The 16,400-nt window shown below is 64.0% G+C and carries 17 protein-coding genes; 14 read left to right on the forward strand and 3 right to left on the reverse strand.

Features of this window, described 5'->3' with window-relative positions:
• Positions 1–8 precede the first annotated feature (8 nt).
• A complete protein-coding gene (locus AC1DZ5_RS04615; protein ID WP_477886526.1) occupies positions 9–1,577 on the forward strand; it encodes a methyl-accepting chemotaxis protein in 1,569 nt (522 codons plus the stop codon).
• Positions 1,564–2,748: a YbfB/YjiJ family MFS transporter gene (locus AC1DZ5_RS04620; RefSeq protein WP_477886528.1), complete on the forward strand. Its 1,185-nt coding sequence runs from the start codon at positions 1,564–1,566 to the stop codon at positions 2,746–2,748. The genes AC1DZ5_RS04615 and AC1DZ5_RS04620 overlap by 14 nt, the downstream gene beginning before the upstream one ends.
• Before the next feature lie 55 nt (positions 2,749–2,803).
• Here AC1DZ5_RS04620 and AC1DZ5_RS04625 read toward each other — a convergent pair whose 3' ends face one another.
• Positions 2,804–4,423, reverse strand: coding sequence for a GMC family oxidoreductase (locus tag AC1DZ5_RS04625; protein ID WP_477886531.1), 1,620 nt, complete (start codon positions 4,421–4,423; stop codon positions 2,804–2,806).
• A 5-nt stretch (positions 4,424–4,428) separates the two neighbouring features.
• Positions 4,429–5,184 carry a class II aldolase/adducin family protein gene (locus AC1DZ5_RS04630; protein ID WP_477886534.1) on the reverse strand — a complete coding sequence of 252 codons (756 nt, stop codon included), beginning with the start codon at positions 5,182–5,184 and terminating at the stop codon, positions 4,429–4,431.
• Between the two features lie 106 nt (positions 5,185–5,290).
• On the opposite strand from AC1DZ5_RS04630, the gene AC1DZ5_RS04635 reads away from it, so the two are divergent.
• Complete coding sequence (locus AC1DZ5_RS04635) at positions 5,291–5,986, forward strand: Crp/Fnr family transcriptional regulator (RefSeq protein WP_477886536.1); 696 nt, start codon at positions 5,291–5,293, stop codon at positions 5,984–5,986.
• Positions 5,987–6,079: 93 nt separating this feature from the next.
• Here the strand turns inward: AC1DZ5_RS04635 and AC1DZ5_RS04640 are convergent, their stop codons facing one another.
• Positions 6,080–6,664: an NADPH-dependent FMN reductase gene (locus AC1DZ5_RS04640; protein ID WP_477886538.1), complete on the reverse strand. Its 585-nt coding sequence runs from the start codon at positions 6,662–6,664 to the stop codon at positions 6,080–6,082.
• Between the two features lie 400 nt (positions 6,665–7,064).
• On the opposite strand from AC1DZ5_RS04640, the gene mnmG reads away from it, so the two are divergent.
• The 11 genes from mnmG to AC1DZ5_RS04695 all read left to right on the forward strand — a co-directional run bounded on the left by mnmG (position 7,065) and on the right by AC1DZ5_RS04695 (position 16,387).
• Positions 7,065–9,113, forward strand: coding sequence for a tRNA uridine-5-carboxymethylaminomethyl(34) synthesis enzyme MnmG (gene mnmG / locus AC1DZ5_RS04645; RefSeq protein ID WP_477886540.1), 2,049 nt, complete (start codon positions 7,065–7,067; stop codon positions 9,111–9,113).
• A gap of 38 nt (positions 9,114–9,151) precedes the next feature.
• On the forward strand, positions 9,152–9,808 hold the full coding sequence (locus tag AC1DZ5_RS04650; RefSeq protein WP_477886542.1) for a hypothetical protein: 657 nt from the start codon (positions 9,152–9,154) through the stop codon (positions 9,806–9,808).
• Between the two features lie 5 nt (positions 9,809–9,813).
• Positions 9,814–10,353, forward strand: coding sequence for a DUF4124 domain-containing protein (locus AC1DZ5_RS04655; protein ID WP_477886545.1), 540 nt, complete (start codon positions 9,814–9,816; stop codon positions 10,351–10,353).
• A complete protein-coding gene (gene rsmG / locus AC1DZ5_RS04660; protein WP_477886546.1) occupies positions 10,340–11,017 on the forward strand; it encodes a 16S rRNA (guanine(527)-N(7))-methyltransferase RsmG in 678 nt (225 codons plus the stop codon). Before AC1DZ5_RS04655 ends, rsmG begins: the two co-directional genes overlap by 14 nt.
• A 373-nt stretch (positions 11,018–11,390) precedes the next feature.
• Complete coding sequence (locus tag AC1DZ5_RS04665; protein ID WP_477886548.1) at positions 11,391–12,008, forward strand: LysE family transporter; 618 nt, start codon at positions 11,391–11,393, stop codon at positions 12,006–12,008.
• A 52-nt stretch (positions 12,009–12,060) separates the two neighbouring features.
• Complete coding sequence (locus AC1DZ5_RS04670) at positions 12,061–12,846, forward strand: ParA family protein (RefSeq protein ID WP_477886550.1); 786 nt, start codon at positions 12,061–12,063, stop codon at positions 12,844–12,846.
• Between the two features lie 74 nt (positions 12,847–12,920).
• A complete protein-coding gene (locus AC1DZ5_RS04675; RefSeq protein ID WP_477886552.1) occupies positions 12,921–13,475 on the forward strand; it encodes an RBBP9/YdeN family alpha/beta hydrolase in 555 nt (184 codons plus the stop codon).
• Between the two features lie 3 nt (positions 13,476–13,478).
• Positions 13,479–13,808, forward strand: coding sequence for a hypothetical protein (locus AC1DZ5_RS04680; protein WP_477886554.1), 330 nt, complete (start codon positions 13,479–13,481; stop codon positions 13,806–13,808).
• A gap of 30 nt (positions 13,809–13,838) precedes the next feature.
• The gene (locus AC1DZ5_RS04685; RefSeq protein ID WP_477886556.1) at positions 13,839–14,798 is read left to right on the forward strand and encodes a ParB/RepB/Spo0J family partition protein; all 960 of its coding nucleotides are present in this window, start codon (positions 13,839–13,841) and stop codon (positions 14,796–14,798) included.
• Between the two features lie 54 nt (positions 14,799–14,852).
• Positions 14,853–15,644 (forward strand): class I SAM-dependent methyltransferase, encoded by a 792-nt coding sequence (locus AC1DZ5_RS04690; RefSeq protein ID WP_477886558.1) that lies wholly within the window; start codon positions 14,853–14,855, stop codon positions 15,642–15,644.
• Entirely contained in the window at positions 15,641–16,387 is a 747-nt protein-coding gene (locus tag AC1DZ5_RS04695; RefSeq protein ID WP_477886560.1) for an HD-GYP domain-containing protein, read from the forward strand. The genes AC1DZ5_RS04690 and AC1DZ5_RS04695 overlap by 4 nt, the downstream gene beginning before the upstream one ends.
• Positions 16,388–16,400 lie beyond the last annotated feature (13 nt).

The raw sequence follows: 16,400 nt of genomic DNA on the forward strand, positions 1-16,400 counted from the left end.
AGACACACATGAACACCATGTCCCTGATGCGGCTTTTCACAATTCGGCTGCGCATGTTGGGCGCCATTGCCATGGTGCTGGCGCTGCTGGCAGTAGTGGGGGTCGGAGGCCTGTGGGGCATGGCGCAGATCCAGGCGGAGAGCGACGCCTTTCTGGACAACTCCTTCGCGCGGGTGCAGCACCTGGGCCGCCTGCAGGCCGCCATCAGCTCGGTGCGCCAGGCCGAGAAGGACATGATCATCGAGTACGAGCGCCCGGCCGAGGTGGAGAAGGCCTATGCACGCTGGAAGACCAACCTGACCACCGTGGACGACATCACGGCCCATCTGCTGGAGGATGCCGACAACCCGTTGATCCGCGGCATGCAGGCCAACCTGAAGACCTACACCAAGATGTTCGAGCCGGTGACCGTCCAGCTCAAGACCAGCGGCTACGAGTCCGCCACCACGGCCAACCGCATGAGCCAGAAGGCGTTAGCCGAGGTGGAAAAGGTGCAACTGCAAACGCGCGAGCTGGAAGAGCTGCTGCAGAACGAAGCGAATGAGGCCATCCGCAAGCAGCAGAACGTGGGGAAGACCATCAAGTGGCTGTTCATTGTGGCCCTGGCGGGGGCCGTGGTCGTGGTGGTGCCGCTCACCATCCTGAACATGCTGTCCATCTGCCGCCCGCTGGAGCAGGCGCGTCAGCTGGCCCAGGCCATTGCCGGGGGTGACCTGTCGCAACGCGTCGACGTGGTGGGCAAGGACGAAGTGGCCGATTTGCAGCGCGCACAAAAATCCATGCAGGAGGGCCTGGGTGCGCTGGTGGCGCAGGTGCGCGAGGCCAGTGAGAGCGTGGCCCTGGCCAGCCAGGAGATTGCCTCGGGCAACCAGGACCTGTCGCACCGCACCGAGCAGTCGGCCAGCAGCGTGCAGGAGACCGTGGCCTCGCTGTCGGACCTCACCACCAATGTGCAGCAAACCGCCAGTGCCGCGCAGACCGCGCGCCAGCTGTCCGATTCCGCCTCCACGCTGGCGGCCCGCGGCGGCAAGGTGGTGACGCAGGCTGTGGGCAGCATGCACGAGATCGCCGCCTCCAGCCGCAAGATCAACGACATCATTGGCCTGATCGACGCGATTGCGTTCCAGACCAACATCCTGGCGCTGAACGCCGCGGTGGAAGCCGCCCGTGCGGGCGAGCAGGGCCGCGGTTTTGCCGTGGTGGCCTCTGAAGTGCGCAGCCTGGCCAAGCGCTCGGCCGATGCGGCGCAGGAGATCAAGGTGCTGGTCAGCACCAGCGTGACCGCGGTGGATGGCGGCGTGAAGCTGGTGGAAGAGGCCGGTGCCGCCATGCAGGAGATGGTGGACGGCGTGCAGCGCGTGGGCGCCATCATTGGCGAGATCACCGCCGCGGCGACCGAACAGTCCACCGGCATTGCACAGGTGAACCAGTCGGTGGGCAGCATTGACCAAGCCACGCAGCAAAACGCCGCGCTGGTGGAAGAGTCCGCCGCCGCCGCCGAGTCCCTGCGCGAGCAGGCTGGGCGCCTGGCCGAGGTGGTGCGCCAGTTCCGCTTGCAGAGCAGTGCGCTGGTCTGAGGACCGGCAGGCCTGGGTGCTCGCCCTGGCCCTGTCGCTGGGGGCTGCCATTTCCCTGGGCATCACCCGCTTTGCCTACGGTTTGCTGTTGCCAGCCATGCGCACCGACCTGGGCTGGAGCTACACACTGGCTGGCGCCATGAACACGGCGAATGCCCTGGGCTACTTTGTGGGCGCGCTGGCCACGCCTTGGCTGATGCGGCGTTTGGGGCCGTCGACCCTGCTGTGGGGCGGTGCGGTGCTGGCCAGCCTCTTCATGGGGCTGAGCGGGTTTTTTACCGAAGCACAACCTTTGCTGCTGCAGCGCCTGCTGGCCGGCATTGCCAGTGCGCTGGTGTTCATTGCCGGTGGCCTGTTGGCGGCCCGGTTGGGTGCGCGCTATCCACGCCACAGCGGTTTGTTGCTGGGTCTGTACTACGGTGGCACAGGGTTGGGCATTGTGGCTTCGGCCCTGCTGGTGCCCTGGGTGCTGGAGGCTACACAAACGCAAACCCATGGTTGGCGCTGGGCCTGGTGGATGTTAGCGCTGGCTTGCACGGCAGCGAGTGCGGTGCTGGTGTGGCCCGCTCGGGTGATGGCACGCTGGGATTTGCCCACCGCTGCGGCCGGCGCCCAGGGCCATTTCCGCTGGGCTTCGTTTGGCTACGGGCTGGCCGGCTACACGCTGTTTGGTGTGGGCTACATCGGCTATATGACCTTTGTGGTGGCGTTGCTGCGTGCGCAGGGCAGCAGCGCGCTGGCGGTTACGGTGTTCTATGCGCTGCTGGGTGTGGCGGTGCTGGCGTCCAGCCGCATCTGGGCCGGCCTGCTGGACCGGTACAAGACTGGCCGCCCGCTGGCCACGCTGAATGCGCTGCTGGGCGTAGCCACGGTGCTGCCCGCACTCACCCAGTGGTGGCCGCTGGTGCTGGTTTCGGGCCTGCTGTTTGGCGGGGTGTTTCTGTCGGTGGTGGCGTCCACCACGGCGCTGGTGCGCCACAACCTGCCACCGGCCGCCTGGGCCGCAGGCATCAGCGCCTTCACCACGGTGTTTGCTGCGGGCCAGATCATTGGCCCCACGGTGGTGGGCTGGATTGCCGATGGCCCCGGAGGGCTGGCCCGGGGGCTGGTGTTCTCGGCCGGAGCCCTATGGCTGGGCGCGCTGCTGGCTGTACGCCAAAAGGCACTCTAGCCCCCGTATTCACTGCGCTGGCAGCTCATGTTTTTATAGCGTCAACCGTGTCCTGTCAGGCTGCAGCGCGGATCAGGCGTGCGGCTTTTTCCGCAATCATGATGGTGGGCGCGTTGGTGTTGCCAGTGACCAGGTGCGGCATGATGGATGCGTCCACCACGCGCAGGCCGCGCACGCCGTGCACGCGCAACTCCGGGTCCACCACGGCCATGGGGTCGTTGGCCGGGCCCATCTTGCAGGTGCCGCTGGGGTGGTATTCCGTATCCGAGTGGTCGCGCAAAAACTGCTCGATCTGCGCGGTGTTGTTCCGGTCGATGGGGTACAGCATCTTGCCGCGGTAGGCGTCCAGCGGCTGGGCCTGCATGATGTCGAAGCCCATCTGCGTGCCTTTGACCAGCGTGGCCATGTCTTCGGGGTCGCTCAGGTAGGCGGGGTCGATGCGCGGTGCGTCGGTCGGCTTGGCGCTTTGCAAGGTCACGCTGCCGCGGCTCTTGGGGCGCATCAGCGTCACATGCAGGGTGTAGCCGTGGCCCAGGTGGGTCTTGCGGGTGTGGTCGTCCACGATGCCGGTGCACAGCGCCAGCTGAATGTCCGGGGCATCGGCCTCGGGCCGGGTTTTCAGAAAGGCCTGCGACTCGGCCACATTGGTGGTGACCCAGCCGGTGCGCTGTTTGCGCCATTCAAATACCGACTTCACTACGGCCCACGCGCCCTTGACAGACAGGCCCAAGGCTGCCTCATGGCGCTGGGTGCGGTAGATCAGCACCGTGGTCACATGGTCCTGCAGGTTCTGGCCCACGCCGGGCAGGGCATGGCGCACAGGAATGCCGTGCTCGCGCAGGTGCGCGGCCGGCCCCACGCCCGAGAGCATGAGCAGCTGGGGCGAACCAAAGGCGCCGCCAGACAGCACCACCTCGCGCCGGGCGCGCACTTCTTGCACCTGGCCCTTGTGTTGGACCTGCACGCCCACGGCGCGCTGGCTGTCACCGCTGCCTTCAAACAGCACCTTGTTGGTGTGCGCGTGGGTGATGACGGTGAGGTTGGGCCGGCCCAGGTGGGGCGTGATGTAGGCGCGTGCGGCGCTCCAGCGTTCGCCGTCTTTCTGCGTGACCTGGGCGGGCGCGCAGCCCAGCTGGTTGGCGCCGTTGTAGTCGGGTGTGCGGGGCAGGCCCTGGGTTTCGCAGGCCTGCAAAAACGCGTCGTTGAGCGTGCTGGGGCTGCGCAGGTAGCTCACGTTGAGCGGGCCACCCACGCCGCGGTAGGCGTTCTCGCCGTGCGACTGGCTGTTTTCGGATTGCTTGAACAGCGGCAGCACATCGGCATAGCTCCAGCCGGGGTTGCCCTGGGCGGCCCAGCGGTCGTAGTCGTAGGCGTTGCCACGTGTGTAGACCATGGCGTTGAGCGAGCTGCTGCCACCCATGACTTTGCCGCGCGGGGCAAAGCCGCGGCGACCGCCCAGGCCGGGCTGGGGCACGCTCTCGTAGTTCCAGTTGAACACGCCCACGCGGGCCGTGGCGGCAAAGCCTAGGGGCGCGTGAATGAAGGCGCTGCTGTCGGGGCCGCCGGCTTCGATCAGGCAGACCGACACGGCCGGGTCTTCGCTCAGGCGGCTGGCCACCACACAACCGGCGGAACCGCCGCCAACGACGATGTAATCAAATTCTTGCAAGGGCATGGGGATCATTCTTGGTAACTGGGGTCGGTGCGGTTGAGTTTGCGGATGAGGGCGGGCCAGACAAAGGCGCCGCCCAAGCCACCGGTTTGCACGCGCATGGCCTCACTCACGCCTTTCACAATGTGCGGATTCACATGGGTGAGCTCACCACCGGCCTGCGCGCCGATCTGGATCTGGCAGGTGGCCTCCAGCGTGTACATGCTCAAGAACGCATCGGCAATGGTCTTGCCCACGGTCAGCAAGCCGTGGTTGCGCAGCACCAGAAAGTTGGCCTGGCCCAGGTCGGCCTGCAAGCGGGGCTTCTCCTCGTCGCGGAAGGCCACGCCTTCGTACGCGTGGTACGCCAGCGAGGCCAGCACAAAGGTGGACTGCTGGCTCAGCGGCAGAATGCCGGCCTTTTGCGCGCTGACGGCCACGCCCGCGCGCGTGTGGGTGTGCATCACGCAGCCTGCGTCTTCGCGCACCTCGTGCACGGCGCTGTGGATCACAAAGCCGGCCGGGTTCACGGGGTAGGGCGAGTCGATCAGCTTATTGCACTGTTGGTCGACTTTGACCAAACTGCTGGCAGTGATTTCGTCAAACATCAGCCCGTAGGGGTTGATGAGGAAGTGGTGCTCGGGCCCGGGGATGCGCGCGCTGATATGGGTGAAGACCAAATCGCTCCAACCATATAGCGCCACCAGCCGGTAGCAGGCGGCCAGGTCCACGCGCAGCTTCCATTCTTCGGGGCTGACCTGCGATTGCACGGACGATGTGGCCATATGGATATCTCCAGATTGTTTGTAGGGACTTGGCCACGTTAACCGGACGCCAAACTCTAAACTGTTAAAAAATTGACAATCAAGGGTAATCACCGGGGGGAAATGGATGGGGTTCTCAAAAGCCGAGCTGCTGCACAAGCTCTCGCTCAATGCGTGGTTTGGCAGCTTGCCGTTGGCGGACCGCAAGGCCATGCTGTCGGCCGCGGCGCTGGTGCCGGTGCGTGCCGGCGACGTGCTGTACCACAAGGGGGAAATCACCGGTGGTTTCTATGGCGTGGTGGAGGGCTCCTTCAAGGTGTCCAGCCTGGGGGAGGATGGCCGCGAGGGCATTCTGTCCATCATGGAAGAGGGCAACTGGTTTGGCGAGACCACGCTCTTGGATGGCCTGCCCCGGCCCCACGATGTGACCGCGCTGCACGAAGGTGTGGTGGCGGTCATTCTGCCCGGCGACTTCCAGACCCTGCTGCAACGTGCGGGCTTTGCCCAAGGCATAGGCGCGCTGCTGTGCACGCGGGTGCGCGCGCTGTATGGCCTGGTGGAGGACGCCATGCTGCGCTCTACCCGCGCCCGCGTGGCGCGCCGCCTGCTGGCGCTGGCGCGGGGCGACACCACCATGGCACCGCAGGCGCGGACCGTGATCACCGTGTCGCACGAGGCGCTGGCCATGATGCTGGGCGTGACGCGCCAGACGCTAGCCAAGGAACTCAAGTTTCTGGTGAGCGAAGGTGTGCTGGCGCTGGGCTACGGGCACATCGACATCTTGTCGCCCGAGGCCTTGTTGCGGGAAGCCGCGCTGACCTGACCTGCCTGGACAGGGACTCTAGTAGCGCTTTTTTGCTATTAATATAGGAGCTACTGGCGCAGTATCTGCGGGGGCTAGAGCTCTATTTTGCATTTAATCCGTGCTCAAGCGGGGTGCCGCCCACAGTACCTGGTCCACCACGGTCTGCACGCCGCGGCGCTGGCGTTCTTCAATCAGCTGGCCTTGTTCGTCAAACGCCTTGCCGGCCGAACCCAGCGCAAACTGTTTGGGCGCGAGCCAGCAGTGGAGGGCGAGCAACAGCGGTTGCAAATGGCTCAGTGACCGCAAGCCGCCGAGTGCGCCGGGCGATGCGCTCAGCAGGCCCACCACCTTGTCGGCAAACGGCTTCTCGCCATCGGCCCAAACCGGGTGGCCCTTGACGGGGCTGCTGGCCCAGTCCAGCGTGTTCTTCAGCAAGCCGGTGTAGCTGCCGTTGTACTCGGGCGAGACGATGATCCAGGCCGGGTGCGCGTCCATGATTTCCTTGAGGCGGATCACGTCGGGCGGGGTCCCCGCGGCTTCCAGGTCGGCGTTGTAGAGTGGGATGTCGAAGTCGCTCAGTTCGAGGTGAGTCACTGCGGCACCGGCCTCACGGGCCAGGGCTGCGGCCACGTGGGCGAGGCGGCGGTTGAAGGAGTGTTGGCGGGTGCTGCCCGCGAAGATCAGGAGTTTGGTCATGGCTTTATTGTCGCCAAGATGGGCTCTTTTTGTTCGCCCGCGGCGGGGGTGGGGTGTGCGTTTTGCTCCGTGTCCCCCGCCCGCTTTGCGGGCTCCTCCTTGACCTACGCAAAACGCACACCCTACCTCCGCCGCTCCAAGTTACGGATTCTCGCGTTTGAGTGCGAGCACGGTGGGGGATCAAGTGGGGTGGGTGCTCTGCAAAGTGAGGTCAAGGAGGAGGCCCCTCACGGGCCGGGGGACACGAACGGCGCAGAGTACCCGCCCCGCTTGATCCAGAAGTAGCGCAGCCCAACAAAAACCGCAGCGTGCTAAAAAATCAGGCACCCGTTAAAATCAAGCCCTTCTCCCTCACTTGGCGCGCATCCTCCCCGTCTTTAGCGTGCCCGAATAGAACACCATGTTGTACCCACAAGATTTCGATGTCATCGTCGTTGGCGGCGGCCATGCCGGCACCGAGGCTGCGCTTGCTGCCGCCCGCATGGGCAGCAAGACGCTGCTGCTCTCCCACAACATCGAAACCCTGGGCCAGATGAGCTGCAACCCCAGCATCGGCGGTATTGGCAAGGGCCATCTGGTGAAAGAGGTAGACGCCATGGGTGGCGCCATGGCCCTGGCCACGGACGAGTCAGGCATCCAGTTCCGTATTCTCAACAGCAGCAAGGGCCCTGCTGTGCGCGCCACGCGGGCCCAAGCCGATCGCGTTTTGTACAAAGCGGCCATCCGCCGCATGCTGGAAAACCAGCCGAACTTGTGGCTGTTCCAGCAGGCGGTGGACGACCTGATGATTGAGGGTGACCGCGTGGTCGGTGCCGTGACCCAAGTGGGTATCCAGTTCCGCGCCAAGACCGTGGTGCTGACGGCTGGCACCTTCCTAGACGGCAAGATCCATGTGGGCCTGAACAACTACGCCGCCGGCCGGGCAGGGGATCCGCCCGCGGTGTCCTTGTCCGCCCGATTGAAAGAACTCAAGCTGCCGCAGGGCCGCCTGAAGACCGGCACCCCGCCGCGCCTGGATGGCCGCAGCATCGACTTCAGCAAATGCATCATCCAACCCGGCGACGGCGTGCCCGGCGGCATGAGCGACGTGATGCCGGTGGCCAGCTTCATGGGCAATGTGGCCATGCACCCGCGGCAGGTGCCATGCTGGATCACCCACACCAACGAGCGCACGCACGACATCATCCGTAGTGGCTTTGACCGCAGTCCCATGTTCACCGGCAAGATCGAGGGCGTGGGCCCGCGCTATTGCCCGAGCGTGGAAGACAAGATCAATCGCTTTGCCGACAAAGACAGCCACCAGATCTTTCTGGAACCCGAAGGCCTGACCACGCACGAGTACTACCCCAACGGCATCAGCACCAGCCTGCCGTTCGACATCCAGTACGAACTGGTGCGCAGCATGGCCGGGCTGGAGAACGCCCACATCCTGCGCCCGGGCTACGCCATTGAGTACGACTACTTTGACCCACGCAGCCTGAAGAGCAGCTTCGAGACACGTCAGATTGGTGGACTGTTCTTTGCCGGCCAGATCAATGGCACCACGGGTTATGAAGAGGCGGCGGCCCAAGGCATGTTCGCTGGCATCAATGCGGCGCTGCAGGTGCGCAGCCTGGGCGGCGGCAATGCCGCAGCCAGTGCCGCGGGCGCCATCACTTTTGCGGGTGACAGCTGGTTGCCCGGCCGCGACCAGGCCTACCTGGGCGTGTTGGTGGACGACCTGATCACCAAGGGCGTGACCGAGCCCTACCGCATGTTCACCAGCCGGGCCGAGTTCCGCCTGCAGCTGCGCGAAGACAATGCCGATGACCGACTGACCGAAGTAGGCCGCCAGCTGGGGCTGGTGGACGACGCCCGATGGAATGCCTTCAGCCGCAAGCGCGACGCTGTTTCACGTGAAACAGAACGCCTGCGCAGCATCTGGGTGAACCCGCGCAATCTGGCCGCAGAGGAATCCGAGCGGGTGTTGGGCAAGGCTATCGACCACGAATACAACCTGGGCGACCTGCTGCGCCGTCCCAACATCAGCTACGCCGCGCTGATGTCACTGGACCACGGCAAGTACGCCAACTGTGATCTGGCGCCGCCTGTTTCACGTGAAATCACGGACGCGGCGCTCAGTGTGGAAGTGGCGGCGCAAGACGCCTTTGTGGCTGCAGTTGTGGAGCAGGTGGAGATTGCCGCCAAGTACTCTGGCTACATCGACCGCCAGAAGGACGAGGTGGAGCGCGCCGCCCATTACGAGAACCTGCGCCTGCCCGCCGAGCTGGACTACATGCAAGTGGGCGCCCTGAGCATCGAGGCGCGCCAGCGCCTCAACAAGTACCGGCCCGAAACCCTGGGTCAGGCTTCGCGCCTGTCGGGCATCACGCCAGCCACCATCTCGCTGTTGCTGATCCACCTGAAGAAGGGCAACTTCCGCGGCTTTGCCGAAAAAGTGGCAGCGTAAACTAGCCCCTTTTTCCAACGGGCCGGGGAGGGCTGTGCATGCCACGTGCGATTGTTCTGGTACTGACCTTGATCGGGATCTTGGTCATTCCCCTGGCGTTGAAGAAATGTGCGTCGCCCAAAACGCCGCCAGTAGCAGTCGCCCCCTCGGGTGCACCGCTGGCACCCGCAGTCAGCAACCCCGAGCCCGCAGGTAATAAACCCATCGGCTACGGCATGACCTTTGGCCTGGCCGCGCTGGAAGACAAGGACCCCAAGGATGTGGCCAGCCTGGAATGTGACGCGGGCGAATCTACGCTGGACCGCCCCTACAAGGGCGGCTGCAATCCCACGGTGGGCGACACGAGCTGCCGCATCGTGCTGCCGCTGTTGTGCATCAAAAAGGGCGACCTGCCCCGGCCCAGTGGCCTGAGCGGCCATGGCTGGACGCGCGGGGAGCTGGCCGCCACGCAGGCGGTGATGGGTGCAACCATTGATTCCGAGATGAAGGCCAATGTGATGTGCGAGCGCGAGCTGGGCTCTGGCTGGCGCATGGCCACCTTTGCTGATGGTGGCAACTACATGGACGACCAGCAATACGACCACGAAGCCCGTGGCGACGTCTGGGGTCTGCAGGGTCGCTTAGGCCCCAACATCGGTGGCAATGGTCGCTACTGGGTGAACTCGCCGGGCCAATCCGCCAACTGCTGGAATTAAATTCAATGCGACTTTCGCGCGTATTCATGGTGGCCGCAGGCCTGTCGTTATTGGTCGCTTCGGCGCAGGCCGAAGTGTTCAAGTGCAAGGGCACCGACGGCAAGGTGGTGTTCAGCGACCACGCCTGCGCCGCGGACCAGACGAGTTCTTCGGTGCCGGGCATCACCAAATCCGCCACGAAACCCGCGCCGCCCGTGGAGCCTGCGACGGCCCTGGAGCAGGCCAAGCGCCAGCAAGTGCAGGCCGGGCTCAGCCCTGAATGCCAGGCGTTGGGTGATAAGGCGTCCCAGTTGTTGCGCTCAGAGGCCGGGCTGGAAGAGATCAAGCGGGCGGTGTCAGAGTTTGAAGGACGCTGTGGCGACCAGGTGGAGAAAGCCTGGCGTGCCTCCGGGCAGGCCCGACCCACCGGCAAACTCGATGCCGCCAGCTGCCGTGTGCTGCGCCAGGTGCGCGATGATGCCAAGGCCAGGCTGTCCAAAATGACTGACAAGGAAAAGATGGAATACGTCAAACTGCAAAACGAGGTGTCCGTTGCCTGCCCCTAACCTGAACCACCGCGAGGTGTTGGCCCAAGCGTTGCCGACCCTGGGCTTGTCGCTGGATGACGCGCAGATCACCGCACTGTTGGACTACCTGGCGCTGATCGCCAAGTGGACCAAGGTCTACAACCTGACCGCGGTGCGTGACCCCGACGAGATGCTGACCCACCACCTGCTGGACAGCCTGGCCGTCATCGTGCCTTTGCAAACACAACTGGCTGCGCTGGTGGAGCAGGGCGTGGTGGGCGACAAGCCACGTTTGTTGGATGTAGGTTCGGGTGCCGGGTTGCCCGGCATCGTCATTGCCATTTGCTGTCCGCACATCACGGTGCACTGTGTGGACACGGTGGCCAAGAAGGCCGCCTTTATCCAGCAGGTGGCGGTGACCTTGAAGCTGCCCAATCTGCGTGGTATCCATGCACGGGTGGAAAGTTTGACCGAGCCGTACGACGTGGTGAGTTCGCGTGCCTTTGCTTCGCTGGTGGATTTCACGAACTGGTCGGAGAAGGCGTTGGCGGGGCAGGGGGTGTGGATGGGGATGAAGGGTAAGCATCCGGCGGAGGAGATGGCTGCGTTGCCTGCTTCTGTGGAAGTGTTTCACGTGGAACAACTGGCTGTGCCGGGGTTGGATGCGGAGCGGTGCATTATTTGGATGCGGGCCTCTTCTTAATACCGACTCCTCGCCAACACTGCTCCTGGATCAGGCGTGTCGGGTACTCCCCTTCGCGAATGTCCCCCGGCCCGTGAGGGGCCTCCTCCTTTATTTCGCTGCGGAGAGCACCCAACCCACCTAATCCTACGAAGCGTGGGTAGGCCAATGTCTTTTGATTTCCCTGTGCGCGCCACCTTTTCAGCAGCAGGTGTGGGGTGTGCGTTTTGCGCAGGTAAAGGAGGAGGGCCCTCACGGCCCGGGGGACACGGAGCAAAACGTGCACCCCGCGCCTGATGCGTACGAGCGAGGTGTCTCAAACGAACGGGCACCACAAAAATGGATCACCAACAATCCAACGTAAACTCAGCCCTTCCCCTGAAAGAAAACCACCATGCTCGGCGTCACCGATTACGGCACTTTTGTCATCACCATCATCGTGTTTCTGGCCATTCCCGGCCCGGGCAATCTGGCGTTGGTGACGTCCACCAGCAAGGGCGGCATTGCGGGTGGGCTGGCGGCTACGCTGGGCGTCATCCTCGGGGACCAAGTGCTGATGTGGTCGGCGGTGGCCGGTGTGGCCGCACTGCTGGCTGCGTATCCCGATGCCTTTCACGCCGTGCAGTGGATGGGTGCTGCGTACCTGGCCTGGTTGGGCTTCAAGATGCTGACCGCCAAACCCGGCGCCGCGCCCATGCTCAACATCAAGGCCGGCCATTACCTGCGCCAAGCCCTGCTCATCACCTTGCTCAATCCCAAGGCCATCCTCTTCTACATGGCCTTCTTCCCGCTGTTTGTGGACCGCGCCAGCCAGCAGGGTCTGGTGACCTATGGCTTCATGGCCGCTACCATCGCCTTCCTCACATTTTTGTACGGCCTGGGCGCCACGCTGCTCACGCACTTTCTGGCCGAGCGTATGCGCGCCAACCCTAAGATTGGCCGCGTTCTGGAAAAAGTCGCGGGCCTGTTCCTGGTCGGTTTTGGCATCAAGCTGGCCCTGCAGTCGCGCTGAGCGCCTGCCTCCCTCTGCTCCGGTTTTCTAGTCTCTTCACGTAAAGCGCTCTATGGCCAAAATTTTCTGCGTTGCCAACCAAAAGGGTGGCGTTGGCAAGACCACCACCACGGTCAACCTGGCGGCGGGTTTGGCCAAGGTGGGGCAGCGCGTGCTGATGATTGACCTGGACCCACAGGGCAACGCCACCATGGGTTCGGGTGTGGACAAGCGCAAACTGGAGCTGACCATTTACGACGTGCTGCTCGAATCCGCCTCGGTGGCCGAGGCGCGCACCACGAGCGAGAAGCTCATCGAAGGCGGCTGCGGCTACGACATCTTGGGCGCCAACCGCGAACTGGCCGGTGCCGAGGTGGAGCTGGTGGAAGTGGAGCGCCGCGAAAAGCGCCTCAAGCAGGCATTGGCCGTGGTCGATGCCGAGTACGACTTTGTGCTGATCGACTGCCCGCCGTCGTTGAGCATGCTGACCTTGAACGGCCTGTGCTGTGCCCACGGCGTCATTGTGCCCATGCAGTGCGAATACTTTGCGCTCGAAGGCCTGACCGATCTGGTCAACACCATCAAGCAGGTCAAGGCCAACCTCAACGACGATCTGCAAATCATCGGCTTGCTGCGCGTCATGTTCGATCCGCGCATCACGCTGCAGCAGAACGTTAGCGACCAACTCAAAGCGCATTTTGACGACAAGGTGTTCAACACCGTGATTCCACGCAATGTGCGCCTGGCCGAAGCGCCCAGCTACGGTGTGCCCGGCGTGGTGTTCGACCCCAACTCCAAGGGCGCGCAGGCCTTCGTCACCTTCGCGCAAGAGATGGTGGACCGCATCCAGGCCATGTGACGCAGTTTTTAAGCCAAATAGGCCTCTAGTCCCCGTCAATATTGCGCAAATAGCTCCTGAATTCATAGCAAACCATGTCCGCTCCCACCGTCCTCATCCTGCCCGGCTGGCAAAACTCCGGTGCCGCCCACTGGCAGAGCCGCTGGGAAGCGCTGCATGGCTACACGCGCGTGCAGCAGCACGACTGGATGCAGCCGCTGCGCGGCGACTGGATGATGCAGCTGGAAGAGGCCGTGCTCGCCGCGCCCACGCCCGTGGTGCTGGTGGCGCACAGCCTGGGCTGCATGCTTACCGCGGCTTGGGCCCAGCATTCGCAAAACACGCACAAGGTGCAGGCCGCGTTTTTGGTGGCGCCTGGCGACCCCGAGCGTGAAGAGCTGCGCGCTGCACTCAAAAGCTGGTGGCCCATCGTGATGGACAAGCTGCCCTTTGCCGCCGAGCTGCTGGGCAGCCAAAACGACCCGTATTGCAGCTTCGCCCGCGCCCAACAATTTGCCGCCGCCTGGGGTGCCGAGTTTGTGGACTACGGCGCGGCCGGCCACATCAACGCCGACACCGGCTTGGGTGATTGGGCCGATGGCCACGCACGGATGCTTCGCTTGTCCGACGCTGCACTTGGGGCATCGTAAAAGATGAAGCGAGCAGATCGGAAAAACGGCGCTGCAGCCATCAAGGAAATCGCCCAGATGCGGCGACGCGCGAAGACCTGTTTTTGGACTGCCGTATTGATGGTCGGGCCGATCACTCTGACCATGTATCTTTGTTATGGCTGGGAAACGTTTGTTTGGGGATTCCTCGCATTGGGATCGGCTGTGGCGCTGTTTTTCATGATTTTTTTACGGCCCAAGTGCCCATTTTGTGGTGTTGCATTGACCCGAAATAGTGAATATGAAACCGACACTTTGTTTTTACCCAAATGCATTAAGTGCGGGGTCCCGTTTGATGCCACGCTAGAAAAGTAGTCGGCGAATTAGAAGTAAGGAAGAAGAAATATGGTCACGAAGAAACCCAAGGGATTGGGAATGGGACTGGAAGCCTTGCTGGGCCCCAAGGTCAAGGACGCGCCTGCCGGAGACGCAACACCTGCCAACCCAGGCACGCCCAGCACGCTGATGCTGACTGATATGGTGGCCGGCGTCTACCAACCGCGCACGCGCATGGACGAGGGCGCGCTGTACGAGTTGGCTGAGAGCATCAAGGCCCAGGGCATCATGCAGCCCATCCTCGTGCGCCAGCTCGACGAGGCGGACGCGGCCAAGCACATCGGCGATGGCCGCAAAAGGCCCATCTATGAAATCATCGCCGGCGAACGCCGCTTCCGCGCGGCCAAGTTGGCCGGGCTGGACAGCGTGCCCGTGCTGGTGCGCGATGTGCCCAATGAGGCCGCCGCGGCCATGGCGCTCATCGAGAACATTCAGCGTGAAGACTTGAACCCGCTGGAAGAAGCGCAAGGCCTGCAGCGCCTGATCAAGGAGTTTGGCCTCACGCACGAAACCGCGGCCCAGGCCGTGGGCCGTTCGCGCAGCGCTGCATCGAATCTGCTGCGCCTGCTGAACCTGGCCGACCCGGTGCAGACCATGCTGATGGCCGGCGATATCGACATGGGCCACGCGCGTGCGCTGCTGGCGCTGGACCGCGGCACGCAGATCACCGCGGCCAACCAGATCGCCACCAAGAAGATGTCGGTGCGCGAGGCCGAGAGCCTGGTGAAGAAGCTGAGCGCCGAGTTTTCGCTCACGCCGCAAAAGCCGACCAAGGAAAAATCGCGTGACTTGAAACGCGTGGAAGAGGAATTGTCCGACCTGCTCATGGCGCAGGTGGAGGTGGTGGTGAAAAAGCGCGTCAAGCGCCACGGCCGTGTCGAAGAGATGGGCGAGGTGGTGATCCAGTTCGGTTCACTCGACGAACTCAACGGTCTGATCGAGCGCCTGGCACCTGGTGGCAACCGCTAGTTGCTATCAAAAGAAGAGCTGCTGGCGCAGATCCTATAGGGGCTGGAGACTGATTTGACCCCTAAACCCTGGCATCGCTTGAACCCTGCTGCCTGGCCCTGGCCGCTGCCGGCCATCGTGGCATGGGGGCTGAGCTGGACGCTGTTTCGTACGCTGTGGGAGCATGGCTTGGCGCTGCACTGGTCGCTGGCGCTGGCCAGTGCGCTGGGTGTGTTGCTGAGCCTGTGGGGCGCCAGCTGGTGGCGCCGCTTGCTGATCGCGGCGGGTTTTCCGGTGTCGCTGGCGCTTACGCTGGGGCTGGTGGGCGGCAACGCCGTGCCGGCCTGGGCCTGGCTGGTGCCGCTGGCCCTGTTGCTGCTGGTCTACCCCATGAACGCCTGGCGCGATGCGCCGCTGTTTCCCACCCCGCAGAACGCCCTGGCCGAGCTGCCTGCCCACGCGCCACTACGCGCCGGTGCCCAGGTGCTGGACGCCGGCTGCGGTCTGGGCCATGGTCTGCAGGCGCTGCGCCTGGCCTACCCGCAGGCGGTGCTGCATGGCATCGAATGGAGTTGGCCGCTGCGCGCCCTGTGTGCGCTGCGCTGCCCCTGGGCACGTGTGCGACAGGGCGATATCTGGAAAGCCGATTGGTCAGGCTATGACCTGGTGTATCTGTTCCAGCGCCCCGAGAGTATGGGCCGCGCGGTGGACAAGGCGCGCGCCGAGCTGCGCCCCGGCGCCTGGCTGGTGAGCCTGGAATTTGAGGCCACACAGGCCACAACAAGCGCCAGCTGGCGCACGCCCGGTGGCAAAATGGTGTGGCTGTACCGGGCGCCCTTGTCTGCGCCCACAGGAGGAACCGCATGAACCCCGAATCAACCCTGCCCCTGGGCGACGCCGCCGAAGCCCTGCACGCCAGCCGCGTGGTGGTGTTTGCGCTGGCCACATTGGCCGAGCTGCGCGAGTCCGACACCGAGAGCCACATCCTGCGGGTGCAAAACTATGTGCGCCTGCTGTGCGCGGAGCTGCAGAAATTTCCCGCCCATGCCGAGGTGCTGACGCCCGAGTACGTGAACCTGCTGCTGGCCAGTGTGCCCATGTACGACATGGGCTCCGTGGGCATTCCCGACCGCATCCTGCTCAAGCCCGGGCGGCTGACGCCCGAAGAAACCGCCATCATGCGGACCCACACCACGCTGGGCCACGACGCGCTGGCGCGCGCCGAGAAGACGCTGGGCCGCGTGTCACCGCTGCTCACCATCGCCAAGGAAATCACGCTGTGCCATCAGGAAAAGTGGGACGGCTCCGGCTACCCCAAGGGCCTATGGGGCGCGCAGATTCCGCTGTCGGCCCGCATCGTGGCGCTGGCCGATGTGTTTGACGCACTGATCAGCAACAAGGTCTACAAGGACGGCGTGCCGCACGAGAAAGCCGTGGAGATCATCACCCAGGCCCGCGGCAGCCACTTCGACCCCGACATGGTCGACGCCTTCCTGCAGATCCACGACGAGTTCCGTGCCGTCGCCCAGCGCTTTGCCGACTCCGAAGCCGACATGCAGCAGAAGATCGAATACATGGCGAATGCCATTGCCGAGGTGGCGGTGCTGTAAGCCCGCGTTAGAC

The organism is Rhodoferax sp. P1_F3, from assembly GCF_056405715.1.

What these genes read in the sequence shown, in the direction of transcription:
- AC1DZ5_RS04615 (WP_477886526.1), top strand. Translation starts at nt 9, where the DNA reads ATGAACACCATGTCCCTGATGCGGCTTTTCACAATTCGGCTGCGCATG.
- AC1DZ5_RS04625 (WP_477886531.1), bottom strand. Translation starts at nt 4,423, where the DNA reads ATGCCCTTGCAAGAATTTGATTACATCGTCGTTGGCGGCGGTTCCGCC.
- AC1DZ5_RS04630 (WP_477886534.1), bottom strand. Translation starts at nt 5,184, where the DNA reads ATGGCCACATCGTCCGTGCAATCGCAGGTCAGCCCCGAAGAATGGAAG.
- AC1DZ5_RS04635 (WP_477886536.1), top strand. Translation starts at nt 5,291, where the DNA reads ATGGGGTTCTCAAAAGCCGAGCTGCTGCACAAGCTCTCGCTCAATGCG.
- AC1DZ5_RS04640 (WP_477886538.1), bottom strand. Translation starts at nt 6,664, where the DNA reads ATGACCAAACTCCTGATCTTCGCGGGCAGCACCCGCCAACACTCCTTC.
- mnmG (WP_477886540.1), top strand. Translation starts at nt 7,065, where the DNA reads ATGTTGTACCCACAAGATTTCGATGTCATCGTCGTTGGCGGCGGCCAT.
- AC1DZ5_RS04650 (WP_477886542.1), top strand. Translation starts at nt 9,152, where the DNA reads ATGCCACGTGCGATTGTTCTGGTACTGACCTTGATCGGGATCTTGGTC.
- AC1DZ5_RS04655 (WP_477886545.1), top strand. Translation starts at nt 9,814, where the DNA reads ATGCGACTTTCGCGCGTATTCATGGTGGCCGCAGGCCTGTCGTTATTG.
- AC1DZ5_RS04665 (WP_477886548.1), top strand. Translation starts at nt 11,391, where the DNA reads ATGCTCGGCGTCACCGATTACGGCACTTTTGTCATCACCATCATCGTG.
- AC1DZ5_RS04670 (WP_477886550.1), top strand. Translation starts at nt 12,061, where the DNA reads ATGGCCAAAATTTTCTGCGTTGCCAACCAAAAGGGTGGCGTTGGCAAG.
- AC1DZ5_RS04675 (WP_477886552.1), top strand. Translation starts at nt 12,921, where the DNA reads ATGTCCGCTCCCACCGTCCTCATCCTGCCCGGCTGGCAAAACTCCGGT.
- AC1DZ5_RS04680 (WP_477886554.1), top strand. Translation starts at nt 13,479, where the DNA reads ATGAAGCGAGCAGATCGGAAAAACGGCGCTGCAGCCATCAAGGAAATC.
- AC1DZ5_RS04685 (WP_477886556.1), top strand. Translation starts at nt 13,839, where the DNA reads ATGGTCACGAAGAAACCCAAGGGATTGGGAATGGGACTGGAAGCCTTG.
- AC1DZ5_RS04695 (WP_477886560.1), top strand. Translation starts at nt 15,641, where the DNA reads ATGAACCCCGAATCAACCCTGCCCCTGGGCGACGCCGCCGAAGCCCTG.